Annotated in this window: 25 protein-coding genes; 17 read left to right on the top strand and 8 right to left on the bottom strand. The window is 75.7% G+C overall.

What is annotated here, in order from left to right:
* Positions 1 to 54 precede the first annotated feature (54 nt).
* From PH189_RS06175 to PH189_RS06200, 6 genes are all read left to right on the top strand, one after another.
* Entirely contained in the window at positions 55 to 783 is a 729-nt protein-coding gene (locus PH189_RS06175; RefSeq protein WP_274187878.1) for an esterase/lipase family protein, read from the top strand.
* Positions 784 to 823: 40 nt separating this feature from the next.
* Entirely contained in the window at positions 824 to 1,732 is a 909-nt protein-coding gene (locus PH189_RS06180) for an oxidoreductase (protein ID WP_274187879.1), read from the top strand.
* 47 nt (positions 1,733 to 1,779) lie between these two features.
* Entirely contained in the window at positions 1,780 to 2,505 is a 726-nt protein-coding gene (locus PH189_RS06185) for a PaaI family thioesterase (RefSeq protein WP_274187880.1), read from the top strand.
* Positions 2,506 to 2,592: 87 nt separating this feature from the next.
* Positions 2,593 to 3,798 carry a precorrin-6y C5,15-methyltransferase (decarboxylating) subunit CbiE gene (cbiE, locus tag PH189_RS06190; protein WP_274187881.1) on the top strand — a complete coding sequence of 402 codons (1,206 nt, stop codon included), beginning with the start codon at positions 2,593 to 2,595 and terminating at the stop codon, positions 3,796 to 3,798.
* Complete coding sequence (cobM, locus tag PH189_RS06195; RefSeq protein ID WP_274187882.1) at positions 3,795 to 4,538, top strand: precorrin-4 C(11)-methyltransferase; 744 nt, start codon at positions 3,795 to 3,797, stop codon at positions 4,536 to 4,538. The genes cbiE and cobM overlap by 4 nt, the downstream gene beginning before the upstream one ends.
* Before the next feature lie 169 nt (positions 4,539 to 4,707).
* Complete coding sequence (locus PH189_RS06200; protein ID WP_274187883.1) at positions 4,708 to 5,418, top strand: cobalt-precorrin-6A reductase; 711 nt, start codon at positions 4,708 to 4,710, stop codon at positions 5,416 to 5,418.
* A 58-nt stretch (positions 5,419 to 5,476) separates the two neighbouring features.
* Here PH189_RS06200 and PH189_RS06205 read toward each other — a convergent pair whose 3' ends face one another.
* Complete coding sequence (locus tag PH189_RS06205) at positions 5,477 to 8,260, bottom strand: ATP-binding cassette domain-containing protein (RefSeq protein WP_274187884.1); 2,784 nt, start codon at positions 8,258 to 8,260, stop codon at positions 5,477 to 5,479.
* A gap of 102 nt (positions 8,261 to 8,362) precedes the next feature.
* Here PH189_RS06205 and PH189_RS06210 point away from each other — a divergent pair, with 102 nt between their 5' ends.
* From PH189_RS06210 to PH189_RS06230, 5 genes are read left to right on the top strand one after another with little or no spacing between them, the layout of a single operon-like run.
* Complete coding sequence (locus tag PH189_RS06210; protein WP_274187885.1) at positions 8,363 to 8,719, top strand: VOC family protein; 357 nt, start codon at positions 8,363 to 8,365, stop codon at positions 8,717 to 8,719.
* On the top strand, positions 8,716 to 9,069 hold the full coding sequence (locus PH189_RS06215) for an ArsR/SmtB family transcription factor (protein WP_274187886.1): 354 nt from the start codon (positions 8,716 to 8,718) through the stop codon (positions 9,067 to 9,069). The genes PH189_RS06210 and PH189_RS06215 overlap by 4 nt, the downstream gene beginning before the upstream one ends.
* Positions 9,066 to 9,569 (top strand): SRPBCC domain-containing protein, encoded by a 504-nt coding sequence (locus PH189_RS06220; protein ID WP_274187887.1) that lies wholly within the window; start codon positions 9,066 to 9,068, stop codon positions 9,567 to 9,569. The genes PH189_RS06215 and PH189_RS06220 overlap by 4 nt, the downstream gene beginning before the upstream one ends.
* Positions 9,566 to 9,856, top strand: coding sequence for an antibiotic biosynthesis monooxygenase family protein (locus PH189_RS06225; protein ID WP_274187888.1), 291 nt, complete (start codon positions 9,566 to 9,568; stop codon positions 9,854 to 9,856). The genes PH189_RS06220 and PH189_RS06225 overlap by 4 nt, the downstream gene beginning before the upstream one ends.
* Before the next feature lie 13 nt (positions 9,857 to 9,869).
* Positions 9,870 to 10,055 carry a hypothetical protein gene (locus tag PH189_RS06230; protein WP_274187889.1) on the top strand — a complete coding sequence of 62 codons (186 nt, stop codon included), beginning with the start codon at positions 9,870 to 9,872 and terminating at the stop codon, positions 10,053 to 10,055.
* A gap of 3 nt (positions 10,056 to 10,058) precedes the next feature.
* On the opposite strand, the gene PH189_RS06235 is transcribed toward PH189_RS06230, so the two are convergent.
* The 3 genes from PH189_RS06235 to PH189_RS06245 are packed head-to-tail and all read right to left on the bottom strand — an operon-like array spanning position 10,059 to position 13,344.
* Positions 10,059 to 11,558: a precorrin-2 C(20)-methyltransferase gene (locus tag PH189_RS06235; protein ID WP_274187890.1), complete on the bottom strand. Its 1,500-nt coding sequence runs from the start codon at positions 11,556 to 11,558 to the stop codon at positions 10,059 to 10,061.
* Positions 11,546 to 12,220 carry a precorrin-8X methylmutase gene (locus tag PH189_RS06240; RefSeq protein ID WP_274187891.1) on the bottom strand — a complete coding sequence of 225 codons (675 nt, stop codon included), beginning with the start codon at positions 12,218 to 12,220 and terminating at the stop codon, positions 11,546 to 11,548. The genes PH189_RS06235 and PH189_RS06240 overlap by 13 nt, the downstream gene beginning before the upstream one ends.
* Positions 12,217 to 13,344, bottom strand: a complete 1,128-nt coding sequence (locus PH189_RS06245; protein WP_274187892.1) for a hypothetical protein — start codon at positions 13,342 to 13,344, stop codon at positions 12,217 to 12,219. The genes PH189_RS06240 and PH189_RS06245 overlap by 4 nt, the downstream gene beginning before the upstream one ends.
* Positions 13,345 to 13,487: 143 nt before the next feature.
* On the opposite strand from PH189_RS06245, the gene cobN reads away from it, so the two are divergent.
* The gene (gene cobN / locus PH189_RS06250; protein WP_274187893.1) at positions 13,488 to 17,144 is read left to right on the top strand and encodes a cobaltochelatase subunit CobN; all 3,657 of its coding nucleotides are present in this window, start codon (positions 13,488 to 13,490) and stop codon (positions 17,142 to 17,144) included.
* 38 nt (positions 17,145 to 17,182) lie between these two features.
* Here the strand turns inward: cobN and PH189_RS06255 are convergent, their stop codons facing one another.
* From PH189_RS06255 to PH189_RS06265, 3 genes are all read right to left on the bottom strand, one after another.
* On the bottom strand, positions 17,183 to 18,127 hold the full coding sequence (locus tag PH189_RS06255) for an EamA family transporter (protein ID WP_274187894.1): 945 nt from the start codon (positions 18,125 to 18,127) through the stop codon (positions 17,183 to 17,185).
* Between the two features lie 40 nt (positions 18,128 to 18,167).
* A complete protein-coding gene (locus PH189_RS06260; protein ID WP_274187895.1) occupies positions 18,168 to 18,767 on the bottom strand; it encodes a C40 family peptidase in 600 nt (199 codons plus the stop codon).
* A gap of 167 nt (positions 18,768 to 18,934) precedes the next feature.
* Positions 18,935 to 19,393 carry a MerR family transcriptional regulator gene (locus PH189_RS06265; protein WP_274187896.1) on the bottom strand — a complete coding sequence of 153 codons (459 nt, stop codon included), beginning with the start codon at positions 19,391 to 19,393 and terminating at the stop codon, positions 18,935 to 18,937.
* A 53-nt stretch (positions 19,394 to 19,446) separates the two neighbouring features.
* Here PH189_RS06265 and PH189_RS06270 point away from each other — a divergent pair, with 53 nt between their 5' ends.
* From PH189_RS06270 to PH189_RS06280, 3 genes are read left to right on the top strand one after another with little or no spacing between them, the layout of a single operon-like run.
* Positions 19,447 to 20,355, top strand: a complete 909-nt coding sequence (locus PH189_RS06270) for an RNA polymerase sigma-70 factor (RefSeq protein ID WP_274187897.1) — start codon at positions 19,447 to 19,449, stop codon at positions 20,353 to 20,355.
* Positions 20,356 to 20,396: 41 nt separating this feature from the next.
* Positions 20,397 to 21,131, top strand: coding sequence for an SDR family oxidoreductase (locus PH189_RS06275; RefSeq protein WP_274187898.1), 735 nt, complete (start codon positions 20,397 to 20,399; stop codon positions 21,129 to 21,131).
* Positions 21,128 to 21,541 (top strand): hypothetical protein, encoded by a 414-nt coding sequence (locus PH189_RS06280; protein WP_274187899.1) that lies wholly within the window; start codon positions 21,128 to 21,130, stop codon positions 21,539 to 21,541. The genes PH189_RS06275 and PH189_RS06280 overlap by 4 nt, the downstream gene beginning before the upstream one ends.
* Here PH189_RS06280 and PH189_RS06285 read toward each other — a convergent pair.
* Positions 21,525 to 22,091 (bottom strand): TetR/AcrR family transcriptional regulator, encoded by a 567-nt coding sequence (locus tag PH189_RS06285; protein WP_274187900.1) that lies wholly within the window; start codon positions 22,089 to 22,091, stop codon positions 21,525 to 21,527. The genes PH189_RS06280 and PH189_RS06285 overlap by 17 nt on opposite strands.
* Before the next feature lie 74 nt (positions 22,092 to 22,165).
* Here PH189_RS06285 and PH189_RS06290 point away from each other — a divergent pair, with 74 nt between their 5' ends.
* Together PH189_RS06290 and PH189_RS06295 are read left to right on the top strand one after the other, a co-directional pair.
* Positions 22,166 to 23,317, top strand: coding sequence for an FAD-dependent monooxygenase (locus tag PH189_RS06290; RefSeq protein ID WP_274187901.1), 1,152 nt, complete (start codon positions 22,166 to 22,168; stop codon positions 23,315 to 23,317).
* The gene (locus PH189_RS06295) at positions 23,314 to 24,267 is read left to right on the top strand and encodes an NAD-dependent epimerase/dehydratase family protein (RefSeq protein WP_274187902.1); all 954 of its coding nucleotides are present in this window, start codon (positions 23,314 to 23,316) and stop codon (positions 24,265 to 24,267) included. The genes PH189_RS06290 and PH189_RS06295 overlap by 4 nt, the downstream gene beginning before the upstream one ends.
* Positions 24,268 to 24,271 lie beyond the last annotated feature (4 nt).

Genomic DNA, 24,271 nt, shown 5'->3' on the forward strand with positions numbered 1-24,271 from the left:
GTGCGTGATCTTCCGAGCTATAGCTCGGAAGATCACGCCCGTAGGGTCGGGGGCGTGGCCGAGCTCCCGCCCCCGATGCGCTGGTGGGGCCGTCCGTTCGGTGAGGCGCGGGTGCACCTCGAGATGGCGCGGCTGCTGGTCAGCGACACCTGGCGCGGTCACGACGTGCCGCACGGCGACGGCGCGCCGGTGCTGCTCGTGCCGGGGTTCCTCGCCGGGGACGTCACGCTCACCGTCCTGCACGACTGGCTGCGGCGCATCGGCCACCGCTCCTACCGCTCGGGCATCGCCTGGAACGTCGACTGCTCGGAGGCCGCGGTGCGCCGCCTCGACCGGCGCCTCGCCGAGGTCGCCGACCGCGCCGGGGCGCCCGTGACGATCATCGGGCACAGCCGGGGCGGCCTGCTCGCCCGCGCGCTCGCGTCCCGGAGCCCGTCGCTGGTCCGCCGGGTGGTCGCGCTCGGCAGCCCGCTGGCCTCGCAGCTCGACGCCTCGGTGCTGACCCTGGCCGCGGTGAGCGGGGCCCGGGTTGCGCAGAACGTGGTGCGCCCGCACCGCCCGCTCTGCCTCACCGTGCGCTGCCCGTGCCCGTTCGGAGCCGACCTCGTCGCGCCCGCCGCCCCGCCCGTCGTCGCCATCTGGAGCGGGCAGGACGGGATCGTGCGTCCCTCGGCGTGCCGCCCGGAGGACGCCGAGGCGCTCGAGGTCCGCGGCAGCCACGTCGGGCTGGGCGTCAACGTCGAGGTCTACCGGCACCTCGCCGAGGTCCTCGTGCGACCGTGACCACCGTTTCGGCCACCCGTACGCCGGGCACGGGAGCCACATGGCCGCGTGGACTCCTGCTGACATCGGAAACCAGACCGGACGGACATTCGTCGTCACCGGTGCCAATTCGGGCATCGGTCTCGAGGCGTCCCGCGCGCTCGTCCGGGCCGGCGCCCACGTGGTGCTCGCGGTCCGGGACACCGACAAGGGTGCCCAGGCCGCCACGGAGATCGGCGCGGACGCCCCCGGCACCACCGAGGTGCGCAGGCTCGACCTCGCCGACCTGTCCTCGGTGCGCGCCTTCGTCGCCGAGCTGGACGGCCCCGTCGACGTGCTCGTCAACAACGCCGGCCTCATGGCGATCCCCGAGCGGCGCACCGCCGACGGGTTCGAGATGCAGGTGGGGACGAACTTCCTCGGGCACTTCGCGCTGACGGGCCTGCTGCTCGACGTGATCACCGACCGCGTGGTGACGCTCTCGAGCGTCGCGCACCGGCTCGGCAGCATCGACCTGTCCGACCTGAACTGGCGCCGCCGCCGATACCAGCGCTGGTTCGCCTACGGGCAGTCGAAGCTCGCCGACCTGATGTTCGCCTACGAGCTCGAGCACCGGTTCGTCGCGGCCGGCTCGCCGCTGCGGTCGATGGCCGCGCACCCCGGCTACAGCGCGACCAACCTGCAGAGCCGCACCGAGTCGGTGCAGGACGCCGCGATGGGCCTGATGAACAAGGTGATCGCGCAGGGCCCGGAGTCGGGCGCCCAGCCCACCCTCTACGCCGCGACGATGCCCGATCTGCCCGGCGGCACCTTCATCGGCCCGAGCGGGTTCCAGGAGATCGCCGGCCCGCCGGTGCCGGTGGGCTCGACGGTGGCGTCGCACGACCGCGAGGTCCAGGCGCGTCTGTGGGACCTCGCGGCGGAGCTGACGGGCGTCACGCCCCACATCCGGACCGGGGCACGCTCCTGAGCACGCCCACCGCCGACGAGACGCCGCTGTCGGTCCTGCGGCGCTGCGTGGCGGACGACATCCCGCTCGCGCCCGTCCACGCCGCCGTCGGGGCGCGGCTCCGCGCGATCGAGCCGGGACGGGCCGAGGCCGACATGCCGGCCCCGGACGGGGACGTCGACGGGGCCCTCTGGCTGCTCGGCGACTTCGTCTCCGGCCTGGCGGTCACCAGCACGCTCGCCGCCGGCGAGCGGATCACCACGCTGCGGCTGACGCTGCACGTCGTCGCGCGGGACGACGTGCACGGGACCCTGCACGCCGTCGGGTGCCTCGACGAGCGCAGTCCCGAGGTGGCGCTGAGCACCGCGGTGATCACCGACGACGACGGCCGGACGCTGGCGCGTGCCCACGGCCGCAACGCGATGCTCCGCGACGAGCAGGCCGCCGAGTACCGGACGGCCACCCCGGAGTGGTCGCGCACCGCGCGGGCGCCCCACACGCTGGTGGGCGACGGCGCCGCCCCCGACCCGGAGGCCGTGAACCACGCCGCCGTGGTGCAGGGCGGCGCGCTGGCGTCGCTGCCCGCCCGCGCCCTCGCCGACGTGCTCGGCGGGCCGCCCGACGAGGCGACGGCGACGTTCCTGCGCGCCGTCCCCGCCGACGGACGCACCGTGCGCACCGAGGTCGAGGTCGAGCACGACGGGCGGCGCCTGCGCAGCGGGCGCGCGCTGCTGCGCGACGACCGCGACCGCACCGTCCTGACGATGACGGGCCTGCGCTATACCCCGGGCTGAGCCGCCGGGGGTGACGAGGTGGGGTGACGAGGTGGGGTGACGAGGCTCCCAGCACGGGAGGGCCCCGGTCCGTGATGAGGTGTCGCGGTGACCGTGACCGTGGTCGGCATCGGAGCCGAGGGGTGGCCGGGGCTGGGAGAGCCCGCCCGGGCCGCGCTCGAGGCCGCGGAGGTGGTGCTCGGCGCGCCCCGCCAGCTCGCCCTGCTGCCCCCGCTGTCGGCGTCGCACGCCACCTGGCCCTCGCCGCTGATGCGCGCGCTGCCCGGGCTGCTCGCCGAGCACGCCGGCCGGGCGCTCGTCGTGCTCGCCAGCGGCGACCCGACGTTCTACGGGATCGGGTCCGCGGTGCTCGCCCACGACCCGACGGCGACCGTCCACCCGGCGCCGTCGTCGCTCGCAATGGCGTGCGCACGCCTGGGTTGGGCCGCGCAGGACGTCGAGGTGCTCTCGACGGTCGGCCGGCCGCCGGAGGCCGTGCGCGCCGCGCTGGCCCCCCGCCGGCGTCTGCTCGTGCTCGTACCGGACGGCGACGCCCCGAAGACGCTGGCCGAGTCGCTCACGTCGTGGGGCTACGGCGCCGCGACGATGACGGTGCTCGGGTCCCTCGGCGGGCCGGGGGAGAGCCGTGTCGACGGCCACGCCGCGGGCTGGGTGCACCCGCCCGGTGACCCGCTCGCCGTCGTGGCCGTGACCTGTCCGGACCTCCCCGAGGACCCGCTGCTCGGGCGCGCGCCGGGCCTGCCCGACGACGCCTACTCCCACGACGGTCAGCTCACCAAGGCCGAGGTCCGGGCCCTGTCCGTCGCCGCGCTGCGTCCGGTGCCCGGCGCGCTGCTCTGGGACGTCGGCGGCGGGGCGGGCAGCGTCGGCATCGAGTGGATGCGCCACCACCCGGCGTGCCGGGCGCTGACGCTCGAGGTGCGGGAGGACCGCGCGGCCCGCATCAGCGCCAACGCCGTCGCACTCGGGGTGCCGGGGCTGCGGGTGGTGGTGGGGCGGGCGCCGGAGGTGCTGGCGGGGCTGGACACGCCGGACGCGGTGTTCGTCGGCGGTGGGGTGTCGGTGCCCGGGATGCTGGAGACCGCCCACGGGTCGCTGCGTCCCGGCGGGCGGCTGGTGGCCAACGCCGTCACCGTCGAGGGCGAGGCCGGGCTCGCCGCGTTCCGCGCCGTGCACGGCGGGGCGCTGCGGCGGATCGGGATCCAGCGCGCCGAGCCCGTCGGCCGCTTCTCGGCGTGGCGGGCCCTGGCCGGCGTGACCCAACTGATCCACCGGAAGGACCCCTCCGCGTGACCGTCCGCTTCGTCGGCGCCGGGCCGGGCGCGCCCGACCTCATCACCGTGCGCGGCCTGCGCGCCCTGGCCACCAGCCCGGTCTGCCTCTACGCCGGCTCGCTGGTGCCCGAGGAGCTGCTCGGGCAGTGCCCGCCGGGGGCGCGCCGGGTGGACACCGCCCGCATGACGCTCGACGAGATCACCGCGTCGCTGGTGGAGGCCCACGAGGCCGGGCACGACGTCGCGCGCCTGTGCTCCGGGGACCCGTCGGTGTTCTCCGCGGTCGCCGAGCAGACCCGTCGTCTCGACGCCGCCGGCGTGCCGTGGGAGATCGTGCCCGGTGTCCCGGCCTTCGCGGCGGCGGCGGCCGCGCTGCGCACCGAGCTGACCGTGCCCGGCGTCGGGCAGTCCGTGGTGCTCACCCGCGACGCCGCCAACGCCACTCCGATGCCGCCGGGGGAGTCGCTCGACGTGTGGGCCGCCGCCGGCGGGACGCTCGTGCTGCACCTGGCCGTGCAGCGCTGCGCGTCGGTGGTGGAGACGCTCCTGAGGCATCGGTCGGCGTCCGAGCCGGTCGCGGTCGTGGCGCGGGCGTCCCGTGACGACGAGGTGGTCCTGCGCGGCACGCTGGCCGACATCGCCGAGCAGGTCGAGGCCGCGGACGTCCGCCGGACCGCGGTGATCGTCGTGGGGGCGGTGGTCGGGACCTCCGACGGCGACGAGTCGCACCTCTACTCGGCGACCCGCGCCCGGCCGTGAGGCGGCGGGCTCCGGCTCCGGAACCGCGCGAAGGGCACCATGGGCCGGATAGAGCGGCGAGGGGCGCCCTTCGCCGGAACGTCGCGGGCCGCCGGTTTCCGCGCGAAGGGCACCGTGAGCCGGATAGAGCGGCGAGGGGCGCCCTTCGCCGGAACGTCGCGGGCTGCCGATGACGCGCCGGGTCCTCGTGCTCGGGGGGACGGCGGAGGCGCGGTCGCTGGCGGCGGAGCTGGGCGCGCGAGGGCTCGACGTCACCACGTCCCTCGCCGGCCGGACGCGTCACCCACGACTGCCCGCCGGCGAGGTGCGCACCGGGGGCTTCGGCGGGGTCGCCGGGCTGGCCGAGGCGTTGGCCGACGTCGACGTGCTCGTCGACGCGACCCATCCCTTCGCGGCGACGATGACCGAGCACGCCGCGGCGGCCGCGTCGCTCGCCGGGACGCCGCTGATCGTGCTGCGCCGGCCGGGCTGGACCGAGGGCCCGGGGGACCGCTGGACACGGGTGCCGTCCTTGTCGTCGGCGGCTGCGGCCATCCCTGCCGGCGCCCGGGTGCTGCTCGCGACCGGGCGCCAGGGCGTTGCGGAGTTCGTCGACGTCGACGCGTGGTTCCTCGTCCGCGCGATCGAGGCGCCGACGGTGCTGCCGCCACACGCCGAGCTCCTGCTGGCCCGCGGCCCCTTCGCCCTCGACGACGAGCGCGCCCTGCTCGACCGGCACGCGATCACGGTCGTCGTGGCCAAGGACTCCGGCGGTGCCACGGAGGCCAAGCTGGTCGCGGCCCGCGAGCGGTCGTTGCCCGTGGTGCTCGTCGACCGCCCGCCCCTGCCGGAGGGCGTGACGGCGGTGAGCTCCGTCGACGAGGTGCTCGAGCGCCTGTGATCGACGGAAGAATACGGACACTCAACGTCTGCGACGGCACTTCGCTGACATCCCGGCCCTAGATCCACAACCCCACCACGAGGACGGCGGCGACGACGAGGAGGACGGCGAGGTCCCGCCGCCCCGGGCGCTGGTCGGGCCCGGCGACGGCGCCCAGGCCCCCGCGGGCGGTGATCGCCTCGCCCGTCTCGGCCGCCCGCCGGGTGGCCATCGCGCACGCCTGCATCGCCGCCCGCACGGCCGTGCGCACCTGCTCGCGCAGCGGCGTGACCGCGCGCCCGACCGGCTGGCGCTGGGCGATCAGCAGCCACGCCGTGCGGCCCTCGGCGAGCAGCAGCGGGACCAGGCGCAGCCCGAGCGCGATCGCCGTCGTCGGCGTCCGCAGCGGGATGCGCACCCGCCGTCCGAGCCGCGCCAGGCGCTCGAGCAGCGGCGGGAACGCGCCGAGCGGGGTCGTCGCGATCAGCAGGGCCGCGCCGAGCAGCGAGACGAGCGTCGTGCCGAGGAAGAGCACCACGCGCTCGAGCCCGCCGAGGCTCAGCTCGGTACCCAGGACGTCGACCAACGGCGGGCGCGTGCCGATCGTCGACAGCACGATCGCCGGCAGCCAGAGGAGCAGCCAGCGGGGCGGGCGCGGCACGGCCCCGCGCGGCAGCCGCGCCGCCATCGCCCCGACGACCAGGAGCAGGGTGGCGGCGCCGAGGGTCGGCCAGGTCGGGTCGAGGAACAGCGCCAGCGCCGTCGCGGCCAGCGCCGCGATCTTCGTGCCCACCCAGGTCCGGTGCAGCACCGAGGGCCCCGGCAGCGTGCGCACCGCGCCGACGGCGCGGGGTCGGCGCTCCCGCTCGATCGAGGACGGGGTGCTCGACGGCCGCACGAGCTCCGGCGGCCCGTGCACCGCCCCGTCCTCGACGCGCAGGACCGCGTCGCCGAGGTCGGCCAGCGGCGCGATGTCGTGGGTGACCACCACCAGCGTGGTGCCCGCCGCCCGCGCCGCCCGCAGGGCCTCGCGCACCGCCGTCGCGGCGTCCGTGTCGAGACCCGCCAGCGGCTCGTCGAGCACGAGCACCCGCGGCCCGGCACCGAGCAGCCCCGCGAGCAGGACCCGGCGTTGCTCGCCGCCCGAGAGCTCGTCGACGGGACGGTCGCGGTAGGTCGCCGGGTCGAGGCCCAGGGCGGCGAGGGTCGTGTCGGCGGTGCGCGGGCCGACGCCGGCGGCGTCCTCGACCTCCTCGCCCACGGTGGGGCGCAGCAGTGCCGGGCGGGCGTGCTGCACGGCCAGCAGCGCGCCGTCACGCCCGTTGCGCAGCGGCGCGCCGTCGAGCGTCGCGGTGCCGCGCGCCGGGGTGGCGAGGCCGGCGAGCACCCACGCGAGGCTCGTCTTGCCCGCCCCGTTCGGGCCGGTGAGCAGCACCATGCGCCCGGCCGGGACGTCGAGGTCCACCCCGGAGAGCACGGGTCGACGCCACGGCGTGCCGGCGTCGTGGACGACGTCGACGCCCCGCAGGCGCAGCGACCCGCCCGCGGGTGGGCGCGGAGGTCCCCACGGCCCCCCGCCCGCCCCCGGCGGCGTGGGTGCGCCCGGGAGGGCGAGCACGGCGTCGGCCTCGCCGGGGTCGTGATGGGTGATGTGCAGGACCCCGACCCCCTCGGTCCGCGTCAGGCTGCGCAGCAGGTCGGTGACCTCGGTGCGGCCCTCGGGGTCGAGCATCGCCGTGCTCTCGTCGCTGACGACGACGGAAGGCGCGCGAGCCAGCAGGGCCGCGACCGCGAGACGCTGCAGCTCGCCGCCCGACAGCGTCGCCGTCTCGCGGTCGCCGGTGCCCTCGAGGCCGACCCGGGCCAGCAGCTCGTCGACCGGCACGGGGTGACCGGGCGGGAGGCCCCAGCGCAGGTCGTCGGCGACGCGCACGCCCAGCACCTGGCTGTCGGGACGCTGGAACACCATCCCGGTGCCGCCGACCACGCCGAGCCCGGCCTCGCCGGGACGCATCACCGTGCCCTCGGCGGGCGGACGCCCCGCGACGACGCGCCCGAGCGTCGACTTGCCGGCCCCGTTCGGCCCGGTGACCACGACGAACCGGCCGGCGTCGAGGTCGAGGTCCACCGGCGGCCCCGACGGCAGCGCGACCCCGCGCAGCCGGAGCGGCAGCGGCGCCACCGGCGCGCCGGGGCGGGCGGTGGGCAGGCGGCCGGCGAGGTCGGTCGGCAGCAGGCGCTGCACCGAGCGCAGCGGCCGCGCGAGGATCCAGGCCGCGACCGCCACACCGAGCAGGGTGCTGACCACCGCGATCGCGGGCAGCGTCACCCACCAGTACTCGGTGATCGCCCGCACCGCGCGGTCCCCGGCCGCGACGAACTCGGGCAGCGCGCCGCGCAGCAGGCGGGCCAGGCCGCTCCACGAGGTGCGCAGCTGGTCGAGCACCAGCTCCCGGTAGGCGGGGAACGCGGCGAGCAGCGCGATGCCGACCATCGAGGTGGGTACGGCGAGGACGACGACGCCGGTGAGCGCGGTGCGCACCGTCGGCCAACTGCGACGCGCCCCGACGCCGACGAGCCAGCCCAGCGACGCCGCGGACGCCGCCGTGCCCGCCGGCCCGACGCCGGCCACGAGGAACGCGACGACCACGGCGACGAGCGCCCCGACCGGCCCCGCCCGCCCCGGCCGCCGTGACGACAGCACGGCCAGCGGGAAGGCCGCGACGACCACGCCGATCGGGCCGACCGGGAACAGTCGGGTGAGCACGCAGACCACGGCGACGAGATCACCGAGGGCGGCCGCCTCCGCGAGCTCGACCGCGTCGAGGGGCCGGCGGGGAGGGGACCGGCGGAAGCGCCGCACGCGTCGAGTATGCCCGTCCCGAAACCTCATCTGTGCGTTGACGCTAACGAAAGCAAAGACTAACGTTAGCGACGTCCAACGCAGCACGAGCAGGAGGTCACCATGGGTCGGCCGGTCGCGTTCTTCGAGATCACCAGCACCGCACCCGAGAAGGTCCGCGGGTTCTACACCGAGCTGTTCGGGTGGTCGGCCGAGCCCGACCCCGAGATGGACGGCTACGCGATGGTCGACACCGGCGCCGGGCCGGAGGCCATCGGCGGGGGCATCGGGCCGTCCCAGGCGCCGGGCGACACGGGGGTCAAGCTCTACGTCCGGGTCGACGACCTCGAGGCCGGCCTCGCCCGCGCCTCCGAGCTCGGCGCCGACACCCTCGCCCCGCCGATGGATCTCCCCGGTGGCTACGGGCGCATCGCCGTCGTGTCCGACCCCGACGGCAACCCCGTCGGGCTGTGGGCGTGAGCCCTGGCGAGGATCCTCGCGACCGCGCGCTGCGGGCGCTCGCCGAGCCGCGTCGACGGGCGATCCTGCAGCTCGTGGCCCACGACGAGCTGGCCGCGGGGGAGATCGCGGCCGCGTTCGACGTGACCCGCCCGGCCGTGAGCCAGCACCTCACCGTGCTCAAGGAGGCCGGACTGCTCACCGAGCGCCGCGAGGGCACGCGCCGGCTCTACGGTGCGCGTCCGGAGGGTCTCGCCGAGCTGCGGGAGATGCTCGACGACCTGTGGGCCTCGGCGCTCGACCGCGCGCGCCGGACCGTCGAGGCCGACCGGGGCGTCGCCGACGACCACCACGAGGAGGACACCGGATGAGCTCGCCGGAACGCAGCGACAGCACCGTCACCCCCCTGCGCCGGCCGCCGATCCGGCAGTCGACGCTCGTGCGCTCGAGCCGCGAGCACACGTTCGGCGTCTTCGTCGACACCATCGGCGACTGGTGGCCGCTGCAGCCCTACTCGCTGGGCGGCGAGCGTGTCCGCGCGGTCGCGTTCGACCGCCGCGAGGGCGGCCGGGTCCACGAGACCTGGGCCGACGGCACCGAGGTCACGTGGGGTCATCTGCTGGCCTGGCAGCCGCCCGAGCGCTTCGTCATGACCTGGGAGGCCACCCCGGTCACCACCGAGGTCGAGCTGACCTTCCGCGCCCTGGGACCCGCGTTGACCAAGGTCGACGTCGAGCACCGCGGCTGGGAGCAGCTCTCCGCCGAGCAGTTCGCCGCCGCCACCACCGCAGGCGGCGGTTACCCCGCAGGCTGGGCCGCGATCCTCGCCGCCCTGGCCGCCGCCGCACAGCCCGAGAGGAGCTCGCCGTGAGCCGTGTCCTGTTCCAGGTCGTCCACTTTCCGAAGCCCGAGCACCGCGACGACATGCTCGCCGCGATGGACGTCATCCGCTCGACGTCCCGCGGCATCGAGGGCCTCGAGGAGATCGGGGCCTTCGAGGAGCCCGACGGCTCGCGCATCGTCGCCGTCTCGATCTGGGCGTCGCCCGAGGCGATGCAGGCCGGCATGGGCGAGCTGTTCGCCACCGTCGGCGAGCTCCCGCTCGACCGGTGGGAGACCCGCCCCTTCGAATCCGCGACGCTGACCCAGGTCGCCTGACACGATCGGGACCGTGAGCAACGGCGACGAGCGGTGGCTGTGCCTGGGCGGCCTCCAGCACTCCTGGGTGGTGACCGGGTGGGCCGTCGCCGACGAGGCCATGGGTGCCGACGAGCTGTTCTGCCCGACGTGCGGGCGTCTGGTCGGGCGCGACCGGACCGACCAGGACTGGATGTGGGTCCCGCTCGAGGGCGACTGAGGACTACCCGTGCCGTCGCGGCGTGTAGACGGTGCCCACGGCGGGCCACCGCGTGCTCGACGACCCGACGATGAGCAGGGTCCGCATGTCGACCTCGCTCGGCACCAGGTCGGCGAGGCGCACGACGCGCACCGACTCCTCCGGCCCGTCGACGTCACGGCCGACGATCACCGGCGTGGACGGGTCGCGGTACTTCAGCAGGAGGTCGCGGGCCGCCTCGACCTGCCAGGTCCGTGACCGCGAGCCCGGGTTGTAGAGGGCCATCGCCATGTCGGCGTCCGCGACGGCGGCCAGCCGGCGTTCGACGACCTCCCAGGGCTTGAGCCGGTCGGACAGCGAGATCATCGCGTAGTCGTGGCCCAGCGGGGCACCGACCCGGGCAGCCACCGCCTGGGCCGCGGACACGCCGGGCACGACGCGCACCGGGACGTCGGGGTAGTCGTCGGCGGCGACCTCGACCACCGCCGACGCCATGGCGAACACCCCGGGGTCGCCGGACGACACGACGGCCACGCGGTGTCCGGAGCGGGCCAGGTCGAGGGCGAACGCGGCGCGCTCGGACTCGACCTTGTTGTCCGAGGCGTGCACGCGCTGGCGGGGGTTCGGGGGGACGCGCGCGGTGTAGGTCGCGTAGCCGACGACGTCGTCCGCCCACGCCAGGGCGGCCGCCGCCTCGGGGGTCAGACGATCGCGTGCCCCCGGCCCCAGCCCCACGACGACGACCTCGCCGGGCGTCCGGCCGGCGATCACCTCGGCGGTCTCCGCCCGCGCGGCCGGCGTGCTGTCGGCGTGCACCCGCGAGGGCACGATGCCGACGGAGAAGTAGGGCACCGTTCCCGGGTCGACGTCGGCGAGGGCCGCGGTGCGCTCGGTCTCGGTGGAGGCGCGCTCGACGTAGAACGCCTCGTCGAGGCGTCCCGAGGTCGCGAGGGCCGCGCGGACCCCGGTGAACGTGCGGCCGAGCTTCATCACCGCGGCGGCGTCGGTGTCGGCGAGGCGGGCCGCGAGCTCGTCGGGCGGCAGCGTGCCGGGCACGACGGTGAGGACCTCGTTGCGCTCGACGAGCGGGCGTCCCAGTGACGCGGCGGCCGCGGACACCGAGGTCACGCCGGGCACGACCTCGGTGGGGAAGCGGTCGGCGAGGCGCTTGTGGAGGTGCATGTACGAGCCGTAGAAGAACGGGTCGCCCTCGGCGATCACCACGACGTCGCGGCCGGCGTCGAGGTGGGCGGCCAGCCGGGCGGCGGCCTCGGCGTAGAAGGCGTCGAGGCGGCCCTGGTAGTCGTCGGTCTGCTCCGTGGTGACCGGGTAGGTCAGCTGCTCCTCGGTCTGCGTGCCGAGGTACTGCGCGACGATCGAGCGCGCATGCGAGCGCCCGTGCCGCGCGCAGTGGTAGGCGACGACGTCGGCGCCGCGCACGAGGTCCACCGCGCGCACCGTCATCAGCGACGGGTCGCCGGGGCCCACGCCGACGCCGTAGAGCCGTCCGGTCACGGGGTGCATCCCAGCGCGAGCGCGTTGACGGCGCCCACGGTCATCGCCGAACCGCCGCGGCGGCCGTGGACGACGACGTGCTCCAACGATGCCGGGTGCCCCACCAGCGCCGCCTTCGACTCCATCGCCCCGACGAACCCGACGGGCAGGCCGAGGACGACCGCGGGGCGCGGGGCGCCCTCTTCGATCATCTCGAGCAGCCGGAACAGCGCGGTCGGCGCGTTGCCGATCGCGACGACGGCACCGTCGAGCAGGGGGCGCCACATCTCGAGGGCGGCCGCGCTGCGGGTGGTGCCCATCGCCGCGGCGCGGGCCGGGACCTCGGGGGCGTGGAGCGTGCAGACGACCTCGTTGCCGGCGGGCAGGAAGCGCCGGGTGATGCCGCTGGCCACCATCATCGCGTCGCAGAGCACCGGCGCGCCGGCCTTGAGGGCGGCCTGACCGGCGGCGATCGCGCCGGCGGAGACCTCGGTGTCGGCGGCGAGGTCGACCATCCCGCACGAGTGGATCATGCGGATGACGACGTCGTGGGCGTCCTCGGGGAGGTGCGCGAGATCCGCCTCCGCGCGGATGATCGCGAACGACCGGCGATAGATCTCGGGTCCGTCGGCGATGTAGGAGGGGACTGCGGACCTCTCGGTCGGTGCCGATGTGGTGTGGCCGGCGCTCACGGGGTCACCCTCCCTGCTCGGACGATCGTGCGGTAGGTGCCGCCGGGCGTGCCCTCGACCACGGCGACCGGACCGGCCGGCGTGCCGCACGCCCGCGCGCACCCGACCCAGTGCGCGTGCAGGAGGCCGCCGGCGCGGCCGGCGGCCACGGCGCGGGCGAGGTCCCCGCGGACGTCGGTGTGCGAGCGGGCGCAGCGCGGCGCGCCGACGCAGGCCGACAGGCTCGACCACGGCGACGGCCCGGTCTCGACGAGGCCGGCGAGCCGGTGCAGGGCGTCGTCGGGGTCGGCGAGGTCGCGGAGCACCACGGTGCGCCAGGGCGTGACGCGCAGTGTCGCGCCCTCGTCGGCGAGGTCGACCAGCACCGCGGCGGTCGGTGCGTCGATCTCCCCGAGGCGAGGGGTGACGTCGAGCGATGTGGCCTCCGGCCATGTGAGCACTTCGGAGTGCTCCGGCATTCCGAAGTGCTCACATGCGCGCAGCGCACCCGCGACCCGCTCGGCCCCCACCTCGGCGACGCGCCAGGCGCTGCCCCGGACCTCGAGGAACGCCTCGACCGCGGCGAGGGCGAGGGCGGCGGGGTCGCCGGTGAGGTCGGTCGGGGTGCCGGCGAGCAGGAGCGTCCCGTCGGCGACCGTGACGTCCCCGTCGAGGGCGGCCACGTCGCGGGCGCCGTCGTCGAGGGCGACGAGCAGCCGGCCGGGCACGTCGGTACGTCCGCGCAGGGCGCCGGCGACGGCGCGGGCCGCGTCGTCGAGCACCCCCGAGGGCGAGGCCACGACGCTGCAGGGCACGTCGCGACCCTGCGCGTCGAGCAGCGCGCCGTCCCCGCCGAGCGCGCGCAGCGTCGCCGCGAGCCGGTCGGCGCCCTCGGCGGTCAGGCCCCGGACCTGCAGCGATCCCCGCGAGGTCAGCTCCAGCGGCGAGCCGCCGGTCGCGGCGGCGTCGGCGAGCACCCGGAGCTCCGCACCGGTGACGGCTCCGCCGACGGGGCGGAAGCGCGCCAGGGCGCCGTCGGCGGCGTCGTGGCGTCGCCAGGCGCCCGGACAGGCGTCCGGCACGGTCCGCGGGGTCGTGCGCGGGTCCGTAGTCTCGGCGCCGTCACGTCGTCGGGAGTCGGGCATCGTCGACACAGTATCTAGTCAGATGCTCAGATGAGAGTGCCCGGCGACACGGACCTGCACCCCGGTGCCCGTGTCACGATGTCTGATCAGATGATGAGGTGTCCGGACTCCCGGGCGCCCGCCACCGACCCCCGGGAGCGCCGGTGCTGCTGCTGCTGTCGACGTCCGACACCGACCTGCGCTCGGCGCGGGCCAGCACCCCGGGGCAGGAGGGGACCTGGCGCTGGGCGAACCCCGCCCGGGTCGCGGTGGAGGACCTCGACGCCCTGCTCGAGGGTGTCGACCTCGTCGTCGTGCGCCTGCTCGGCGGGCGCCAGGCGTGGGAGGCGGGCCTCGACGCCCTGCTCGCGCCGTCGCAGCCGCGGCCGGTCGTCGTCCTCGGCGGCGAGCAGAGCCCGGACGCGCAGCTCATGGAGTCGTCGACCGTCCCCGTCGGCGTCGCCACCCAGGCGCACCTCTACCTCGCCCAGGGGGGCTCGGAGAACCTCACCCAGCTGCACCACTTCCTCTCCGACACCGTCCTGCTCACCGGCCACGGCTTCGACCCGCCGGCCGAGATGCCGAACTGGGGCCGGCTCGAGGGCTGGGAGCCGAGCGAAGGGCACCGTCGCGCGCCGGAGCCGGCTGATGGTGCCCTTCGCGCGACACCCGCCGGCCCCCGCGTCGCGATCGTCTACTACCGCGCGCACCACATGGCCGGGAACACCGCGTTCGTCGACGCCCTGTGCCGCGCGGTGGTCGACGCCGGTGGGGTGCCCGAGCCGGTCTTCTGCTCGTCGCTGCGCGCGCCGGAGGACGAGCTCGTCGCGGTGCTGCGGCAGGCCGACGTCCTGGTCACCACCGTGCTCGCCGCGGGCGGGTCGAAGCCCGCAACGGCCGGTGCGGGCGAGGACGACGAGAGCTGGGACACCGGCGCGCTCGCGGCGCTCGACGTCCCGATCCTGCAGGCCCTGTGCCTGACGCGCTCCCGCGAGGACTGGCTCGGCGACGACGACGGCGTGAGCCCGCTCGACGCCGCGAACCAGGTCGCCGTGCCGGAGTTCGACGGGCGCGTCATCACCGTCCCGTTCTCCTTCAAGGAGACCGACGCCGACGGCCTGCCCGTCTACGTCGCCGACCCCGAGCGGGCGGCGCGCGTCGCGGGGTTGGCGGTGGGCCACGCCCGCCTGCGGCACGTCCCGAACGCCGAGAAGCGCATCGCGCTGGTGCTCAGCGCCTACCCGACGAAGCACGCACGCATCGGGAACGCGGTCGGCCTCGACACCCCGGCCTCGGTGGTGCGGCTGCTCGCCGCGATGCGGGAGTCCGGCTACACGATCGGCGACGTCCCGGGCCTCGACGTCCAGGACGGCGACCTCCTGATCCGCGCCCTCATCGACGCCGGCGGCTACGACCAGGACTGGCTCACCGAGGAGCAGCTCGCCGCGAACCCCGCGCGCGTGCCCGTCGACGAGTACACGGCGTGGTTCGCGACGCTGCCGGAGGACTTCCGCGCCGGCGTCGAGGAGCACTGGGGCGCCGCGCCGGGAAGCATGTTCGTGCACGACGACGCCATCACCGTCGCCGCCCTCCAGCGCGACAACGTCGTCGTGATGATGCAGCCGCCGCGCGGGTTCGGGGAGAACCCGATCGCGATCTACCACGACCCGGACCTGCCGCCCTCGCACCACTACCTCGCGGCCTACCGCTGGCTGCAAGCCAAAGAAGATCATCACGGGTTCGGCGCCGATGCCGTGGTGCACGTCGGCAAGCACGGCAACCTCGAGTGGCTGCCCGGCAAGACCGCGGCGCTCTCGGCGTCCTGCGCGCCCGACCCCATCCTCGGGAACCTGCCGCTCGTCTACCCGTTCCTGGTCAACGACCCGGGCGAGGGCACGCAGGCCAAGCGCCGCGCGCACGCGACGCTCGTCGACCACCTCGTCCCGCCGATGGCGCGCGCCGAGTCGTACGGCGACCTCGCCCGCCTCGAGCAGCTGCTCGACGAGTACGCGTCGATCCAGGCGATGGACCCCGGCAAGATCACCGCGATCCGCGGCCAGATTTGGCAGCTCATCCAGGCGGCGAAGCTCGACAGCGACCTCGGCGTCTCCGACCAGCCCGAGGACGAGCGCTTCGACGACTTCGTCATGCACCTCGACGGCTGGCTCTGCGAGATCAAGGACGCGCAGATCCGCGACGGCCTGCACGTGCTCGGCCAGGCACCGGGCGGGCAGGAGCGCGTGGACATGGTGCTCGCGATCCTGCGCGCCCGGCAGCTGTGGTCGGGCACGAACTCCCTGCCCGGGCTGCGCGAGGCCCTGGGCATGGCCGAGGACGGGACCACGTCGCGCACCGACACCGACCGCTTCGAGGAGACCGCGCACTCGCTGGTGCTCGGCATGGAGAAGCGGGCCTGGGCGATCCCCGACGCCGCCGACGTCACGCTCGAGGTGCTGGGGGCCGAGAACCCCGTCGTCACCGACATCCTGACCTTCGCCGCCACCGAGGTCGTCCCGCGCCTGGACCGGACCACCGAGGAGATCACCGGCGTCCTGCACGCCCTCGACGGCGGGCACGTGAAGGCCGGGCCGAGCGGGTCGCCGCTGCGCGGGCTGGTCAACGTCCTGCCGACCGGGCGGAACTTCTACTCGATCGACCCGCGCGCGATCCCGTCGCGGCTGGCCTGGGAGACCGGGCAGATGCTCGCCGACTCCCTGCTGGAGCGCTACCGCGAGGACCACGAGGGCGAGTGGCCCACGAGCGTCGGCCTGTCGCTGTGGGGCACCGCGGCGATGCGCACCAGCGGCGACGACATCGCCGAGGCGCTCGCGCTCATGGGCGTCCGGCCGGTGTGGGACGAGGCGTCGCGCCGGGTCACGGGCCTCGAGGTGACGCCGGCCGAGGAGCTCGGCCGGCCCCGCGTCGACGTGGTGCTGCGCATCTCCGGGTTCTTCCGCGACGCGTTCCCGCACGTGGTGGCGACGATGGACGACGCGGTGCAGCTCGTGGCGGGTCTTTCCGACGAGGCCGACGAGGACAACTTCGTCGCGGCGCACGCGCGGGCCGACGTCGCGGGCGGGTCGGACTGGCAGGCCGCGACGACGCGCATCTTCGGCTCGCCCCCCGGCGCCTACGGCGCGGGTCTGCTGCAGGCGATGGACTCCCGCGAGTGGCGCGGCGACGCGGACCTCGCCGAGATCTACACGACCTGGGGCGGGCACGCGTACGGCCGTGGGCGCCAGGGCGAGTCGGCGGTCGACGAGATGCGCGCGGCGTACCGGCGGATCGCGGTGGCGGCCAAGAACATCGACACCCGCGAGCACGACATCGCCGACTCCGACGACTACTACCAGTACCACGGCGGCATGATCGCCACGGTCCGCGCGCTGACCGGGGCCGCGCCCGCCGCGTACGTCGGGGACTCGACGCGGCCGGAGAACGTGAAGACCCGGTCGCTGATCGAGGAGACGGCGCGGGTCTTCCGGAGCCGCGTCGTCAACCCGCGGTGGATGGCCGCGATGCGACGCCACGGCTACAAGGGCGCGTTCGAGATGGCCGCGACCGTCGACTACCTCTTCGGCTGGGACGCGACGGCGGGGACGGTGAGCGACTGGATGTACGGCTCGCTGACCGAGAACTACGTGCTCGACCCGGAGAACCGCGCGTTCCTGCGCGACGCCAACCCCTGGGCGCTGCACGGGATGGCCGAGCGCCTGCTGGAGGCCGTCGACCGCGGGCTCTGGACCGAGCCCGATCCCGCCATGGTCGAGCAGCTCCGCGAGGCCTTCCTCGAGGCCGAGGGCGACGCGGAGGGCGCCTGACCCCATGTGAGCGATCTTCGGGCGTATACGCCCGAAGATCACTCACGTACGGCAGGCGGCTCGGCCCAGCGGATGAGGGCGATGGCGGCGACGACGAGGACGCCGCCCGCGACCTGGGTGAGCGTGGGGCGCTGGGACACCAGCCACCACGCGCCCAGCACGGCGAAGAGCACCTCGCTGAGCCCGACGAAGGACGCCAGGCGCGACCCCAGACGCCCGACGGCGGCGATCCCCGTGAGGTAGGCGAGCGTCGTCGACAGGGCGGCCACGAGCACGACGCCCACCCACCACGGCGCGGTCCACCCGGCCAGGGCGATCGGGGTCGTCGTCGCCGTGAGCGGCAGCAGACCGACGGCCCCGACGAGCACGACGACGGCGCTGCCGACGATCGCGCCCCCCGCGGTGAGCACGAGCGCGGGCGGCCCGTTCTCGTCGGCGGCGTCGGCGGACAGGCGGAAGTAGGCCGCGAGGCACACCGCGGCGGCCAGGCCCCACAGCACGCCGACGACGTCGAACTCCGCGCCGCGGCCGACGTCGAGGACGAGCACGAGACCCGCCACGGCGAGCGCCGCGCCCACCAGGGTCGCCGGCGTCGGGCGCGCGCCGCCCTGCGCCCACATCCAGCCGAGCAACAGCACCGGCGCGGTGTACTCGATGAGCAGCGCGACGCCGACCGAGAGGTGGTCGACGGCGTTGAAGTAGCAGACCTGCGCGCCGGCCAGGGGAACGATCCCGTAGACGACGACGGCGCGCAGATGGCCGGCGCGCGGACGCCATCCGCGGGCCAGGACGAGCGCCAGCGGCACCCCGAGCAGGACCGCGGTGCCGGCCAGCCGGCCCAGCGCCACCGCGAGCGGCGACCAGCCGACCGCGAGCAAGGAGGCGGCGAACGGCCCGGCGAGCCCGAAGGAGAACGCGGAGAGCAGCGCGATCGCGAGGCCGGACGCGGTGCGCGTCGGACGACGGTCGGCTCCGACGCCCATGATCCGTGATCAGAACAGGCGACCGCCGCGACGGCAAGGATCAGTAGGGCGCGTACGCCCAGCCCAGGGGCCGGTGGAAGTGGTCGACCGGAACGACCCCGACGTGGCCGTGCGCGCTCGACGACACGACCCGCCCGTCGCCCAGGCTCAGCGCGACGTGGCCGTTCGAGGACGTGTCGTAGAAGACCATCGCGCCGCGCGGGGCGTGCCGCCAGTCGCTGTGCTGGTCCTGCGAGCGCCAGTCCTGGATCGCGCTGCCGTAGTGGCCCTGCGTCCCGAAGGCATTCTCGACGGCGCGCTCGCAGTAGCCCTCGTAGCGCGTGGTGCCGATCCGCGACTCGAACCGCTGAATCGCGCTCTCGATCTTCTGGTCGTGCTGGTGGCGGTGCGCGGCCTTCGTCAGTTCCGGGACGGTCGCCGACGCGGACGTCGCCTCGGGATGCACCGACGCCGCGACGGGCGTCGTCGTGTGGCCGGCGGCCAGGCGGAGCTCCGCCGTCGTCGACCCGGTGTCGGGCAGGGCGACGTGGCCGCCGTGGGCACCGAGCACGGCGGCGCCGACGGCCCCGACCGCGATCCCGAGGACGGACGTCATCGGCGAGGGGCGGGGGAGGGCGGGGAGCGGGACGGCAGCAGTCATGGCGCGGGGACACCTCCGTCGACGGCCGGTCGGGGAGCGGGGGAGCGTGACCGGGCCGTGATGTCAGGAGATTAGCCGACGATTCCCGTCGCGCCACCACGACGCCCATTCTTTCCACGATTCACGGCAGCTCTTGAACAATTCTTGGGAGAGCGTCGTGTCCGTTTCTAGCCGCCGCAGGCCCCGCCGTAGGTGGTGATCTTGTAGTCGACGACGGCCAGGGCCGCCTGCAGGTCACGGAGGCGGACGAGCATGTCGGCGCGGTGCGCCTCGAGCAGCGCGAGGCGTTCCGCCTCGGTGTCCGGGCCCTGTTTGACCAGTTCGACGTAGCGCGCGATCGACGCGATCGGCATGTCCGAGTCGCGCAGCCGCGTGATGAACACGACGCGGCCGACCGCATCCCGGTCGTAGACACGACGCCCACTCGCGTCCCGTGCGACGTCGACCAGCCCGATCCGCTCGTAGTAGCGCAGGGTGTGCGCCGACAGGCCGGTCAGCGCCGCGACGTCCGCGATCGCCAGGTGCTCGGCGATGTCGAGATCGCGCACCAGCTCGACGGTGAGCGGCGGCAGCTCGCCCGGCGTCGTCTCGATGAGGTCCCGCAGACGTTCGGTCGTCACGCTCACGCTCTCGACCGTAGGACTTCGAGTGCGGTCGAAGGCAAGCCTTCCCGGGCAGGATGGTCGTCGTGAGGGACGCCACCGAGACGTTCACGGCGCAGCGCCCGCGGCTGTTCGGGCTCGCCTACCGCATGCTCGGGTCCGCGCACGACGCCGAGGACGTCGTGCAGGACGCCTGGTTGCGGTGGTCGGGCCACGGCGACGCGGTCGATAACCCCGCCGCCTGGCTCACCACCGTCGTCACCCGCCTGTGCCTCACTCGCCTCGACTCGGCCCGGGTGCGCCGCGAGACCTACGTCGGACCGTGGCTGCCCGAGCCGATCCTCACCACGGACCCGGCGACCGGGCCGGCCGCGACGGTCGAGGAGCGCGAGTCGGTGTCCCTGGCGCTGCTGACGACGCTGGAGCGGCTCACGCCCCCGGAGCGCGCGGTCTACGTGCTGCGAGAGGCGTTCGGGCACAGCCACGCCGAGGTCGCTTCGGTCCTCGACGTCACCGAGGCCGGGTCCCGCCAGCTGCACACCCGCGCCCGGCGCCATCTCGCCACCGCTCCCGCCGCCCCGGCCCGCACCGACGTCGGGCCCCTGCTCGCGCGCTTCGTCGCGGCGGCCCGCCACGGCGACGTCGCGGGGCTGGAGTCGCTGCTCGCCGCCGACGTCACCGTCTGGTCCGACGGCGGCGGGAAGGTCAGCGCGGCCCGGCGCCCCGTGCACGGCCGGGACGCCGTCGCGCGGTTCCTCGTCGGCATCCTCGGGCCCTCGCGGTGGCACGGGCGCGGCGCGGCCGCCGAGATCAACGGGGCACCGGCCGTCCTGGCGTTCCTCGACGACCAGCTGGCGGGGGTGATGACCGTCGAGGCCGTTGGCGACGAGGTGCGCGCCGTCCGCATCCTGCGCAACCCCGACAAGCTCGCCTTCCTCGCCGACCAGCTGTCACGTTCCGCGGAGCTGTCCGGTCGAACTCCCTGACGGGCGCCGCACCGGACGCCCACGGACCTGGGGAGGCCATCGTGACCGTGCTCGTGACCGGGGGGACGGGGAGGCTCGGCGGCGCGCTCGTCGCCCGGCTCGATCAGCCGCGGGTGCTCAGCCGCCGGCCGGGACCCGGCCGCGTCGCCGGCGACCTCGCCACCGGCGAGGGCCTCGACGAGGCCGTCGCGGGCGTGTCGACGATCGTGCACTGCGCGACGTCCCCGAGGGGCGACGCCGCCGCGACGGAGCACCTCGTCGCGGCCGCGCGCCGCGCCGGCACTCCGCACCTCGTCGCCGTCTCGATCGTCGGCGTCGACCGCATCCCGCTCGGCTACTACCGGGAGAAGGTCCGCGTGGAGCGGGTCGTCGAGGACTCGGGGCTGCCATGGACGATCCTGCGCGCGACGCAGTTCCACGACCTCGTGGCCCAGATGTTCGCCTCGGCCGCCCGCACCGGACTCCTGCCCGTGCTCGCCGGGACCTCGTTCCAGCCGGTAGCGGTCGACGACGTCGCCGCCCGCCTCGCCGACCTCGTCGACGGCCCCGCGCAGGGCCGCGCGACCGACCTGGGCGGCCCCGAGGTCCGCCCGATGGCCGACCTCGCCCGTGCCTGGCTCGCCGCCTCCGGACGGCGCCGCGTCGTCGTCCCCCTGCGGCTGCCCGGGGCGATCGCCCGCGGCTACCGGGACGGTGCCCACCTCACGCCGGAACACGCCGACGGCGTCGTCACCTTCGAGCAGTTCCTCGCCGCCCGGGCGGGGGTCGCACGATGAGGCTCCTGCTCGGCGCCCTCGCGGCGCTCCAGTTCGTGATCGGCGGTTGGTCGTTGTTCCTGCCGCAGTCGTTCTACGACGTGTTCCCGTACGGCGGCACTCCGTGGGTCGCGCTGCTCCCGCCGTACAACGAGCACCTCGTGCGCGACCACGGGGCCGGCACCCTGGCCCTCGGCGTCGCCCTGGCCCTGGCGGCGTGGTGGCTCGACCGCCGGGTGGTGATCACGGCGATCGCGGCCCTCCTGACGTTCGTCGTGCCGCACACGGTGTACCACTCTCTGCACCTCGAGCACTTCCCGCTGGTCGACGCGGTGCTCCAGCAGTCGGCGTTCCTCGTCGAGATCGTCCTGGCCGTCGCGGTCCTGGTGCTCCTCGCCCGGGATCGGCGAGCCCTCACGACGACCCCGTGAACCCCCGCACGACGTCGGTGATCGCGGCCCGGAGCGCCGCGGTGTCGCGCGGGGCCCGTCCGGCGCCGGCGAGCTGGTCGAACGCGAGGCCGTCGAGGCAGGCGACGAGGTCGTGGGCCCGGCGCTCGGGCTCGGCGATGTCCAGGGCGGCGAGCGTCGCGGCCACGCGCTCGCGCACCCGGGCGCCTGCCGCCCGCAGGGCCGCGCCCAGCTCGGGGCGCCGCGTCGACTCGAGCGCGAGCTCCCAGCGGGCCAGCAGGCGTTCCCGGTCGTCGGCCAGCCATCGGCCGACCGTCGCCACGGCGGCCGCGACGAGACCGTCGACCGTGGTCGGTCCCGCGGATGCCCCGCTCGCCATCTCGGACAACGTCCGCGCCGCCATCCGGTCGACGCAGGCCTGCAGGAGCGCGGAGCGGGTGCGGAAGTAGTACGAGCTCGTGCCCTCGGGCAGGCCGGCGGCGCCGTCGACCGCGCGGTGCGTCAGACCGCGGCTGCCGGCCCGGGCGAGCACCGCGATCGCGGCGTCGGCGAGGACGTCCCGGCGTTCCACCCGTCGTCCCCCTTCCCCGGCTTCCTCTACAGCCGTAGAGTACCCGCTACTACAGACGTAGAGGAGCGAGGGTCGTGGCGCGAGCGGTGGTCGTGGGCGCGGGGCTGGGCGGGCTGGCGGGCGCGATCGCGCTGACCCGGCACGGATGGGACGTCACGGTCCTGGAGCGCAGGTTCGCGCCTGACGAGGTCGGCGCGGGGATCGCGGTGTGGCCGAACGCGCTGCGGGCACTGGACGTGCTCGGGCCCGGTCCGACGGGGATCGGTGCGCAGGCCCGGGCCGCGGGCACGGTCGAGGTCGGGGGCGGCATCCGCACGATGTCGGGCCGGTGGCTCGCCCGTACCGACACGGCCGACCTGCGCCGGCGCCACGGCGACGGCGTCGTCGTGCTGCGGCGCCCCGACCTGCACGCGATGCTGCGCGCCGCGGCCCCCGAGGTCGCGACGGGCGTGGGGGTGCGCCGGGTCGACCCCGGCGACGCCACCCGGCCCGCGGTGGTCCACGACGACGCCGGGCGGGAGCACCCCGCCGAGCTCGTCGTCGCCGCGGACGGCCTGCGCAGCACGATCCGGGCCGCCGTGTGGCCCGAGGCCGTGCCGCGACCCACGGGGCAGACCGCGTTCCGGCTCGTCGCCGCGCACGACCTGGCCGAAGGCGGCGAGAGCTGGGGGGACGGTGCCCTCGTCGGTCTCGGCCCGCTGCCCGGCGCCCGCACCTACCTCTACGCCGTCGTGCCCACCGCCGAGGTCCCGGCCGGCGACGACCACCTGCCCTGGCTGCGCGCGCGCCTCGCAGGCTGGCACTCCCCGATCCCGTCCGTGCTCGACGCCGTCGAGGGGCCGGTGCTCGTGCACGCGCTCGAGGACCTGCGCCCGCCGCGCTCCTGGCACCACGGGCGCATCGCCCTGCTGGGCGACGCCGCCCACGCCATGACCCCGAACCTCGGCCAGGGCGCGGCCCAGGCGTTCCTCGACGCGGTGGCCCTCGCCGAGGAGGCCACCGACCACCCGGCGTCCCTCGCGGCCTACGAGGCCCGCCGGCGCCCCGGCGCGGAAGCGGTGGCGCGACGCTCCCGCCGCGCGGGCGTGGTGGCCCTCTGGCGCTCGCCGCTCGCGGTCGCCGCGCGGAACGCGCTCGTCGCGGCCCTCCCGGCGGAGGTCGCGGCCGCCGGCCTCGACCGCATGCTCGGCACCCCCACCCCGCACCAGGAGGAGATGAGCTCATGAGCACGCACGTCGTCGTCGGCGCCACCGGCGGGATCGGGCGGGCGGTGTGCGCCGACCTCGTCCGCCGCGGGCTGCCCGTCCGGGCCGTGACGCGGTCCGGCACCCCGGTCGAGGGCGCCGAGGCGGTCGCCGCCGACGCCGGAGACGCCGCCGCGATGCGGGACGTCTGCCGCGACGCGGCCGTCGTCCACCACTGCGTGAACCCGCCGTTCGCCACCTGGCGGGCCGCGTTCCCGGCGGCCACCCGGGCGCTGCTCGCGGCCGCGGGCGCGGCGGGGGCGCGGCTGGTGTTCGCCGACGACACCTGGATGTACGGCCGGGTCGACGCCCCGATGCGGGAGGACACGACCGTCGCGCCGGTGTCGTCGAAGGGGGTCCTGCGGGCCTGGCTCGCCGAGATGGTGCTGGCCGCGCACGCCCGCGGCGAGGTCGAGACCGTGATCGGGCGTGCGCCGGAACTCTGGGGGCCGGGCGTGCGCTCGCTCCTGGCCGGCGGGGTCTTCGGCGAGGCCGCGCAGGGCCGGACGGTCCGCTGGCCGGGCGATCCCGACCTCCCGATGACCGCCGGCTACACCCCCGACGTCGGGGCCGCGCTCGTCGAGCTGTCTCTCGCCCCGGCGAGCGCCACCGGACGCGTCTGGCACACGCCGGTCCCGCCGGCGATCACCGGCCGCCAGTTCGTCGAGCGCGTCTTCGTGGCCGCGGGCCACGAGCCCCGGGTCGGCCGGATCACCCCGGCGATGGTCGCGGTGATGCGCCTCGTCTCCCCGCTCGCGCGCGAGGGCGCGGAGCTGCTCTACCAGTTCGAGCAGCCGTTCCTCGTCGACGACTCCGCGTTCCGCGCCTCGTTCACCACTCGCGCGACCGACTGGGACGACGGCATCGCCGCGACCCTCGCCTGGTACCGCGCCGACCCCGACCGCACCCGCCGGCGGCTGGTGCCGGCCTGAGTTC

This window comes from Actinomycetospora chibensis (assembly GCF_028737215.1).
In the GTDB taxonomy this organism is placed as follows: Bacteria; Actinomycetota; Actinomycetes; order Mycobacteriales; family Pseudonocardiaceae; genus Actinomycetospora; species Actinomycetospora chibensis.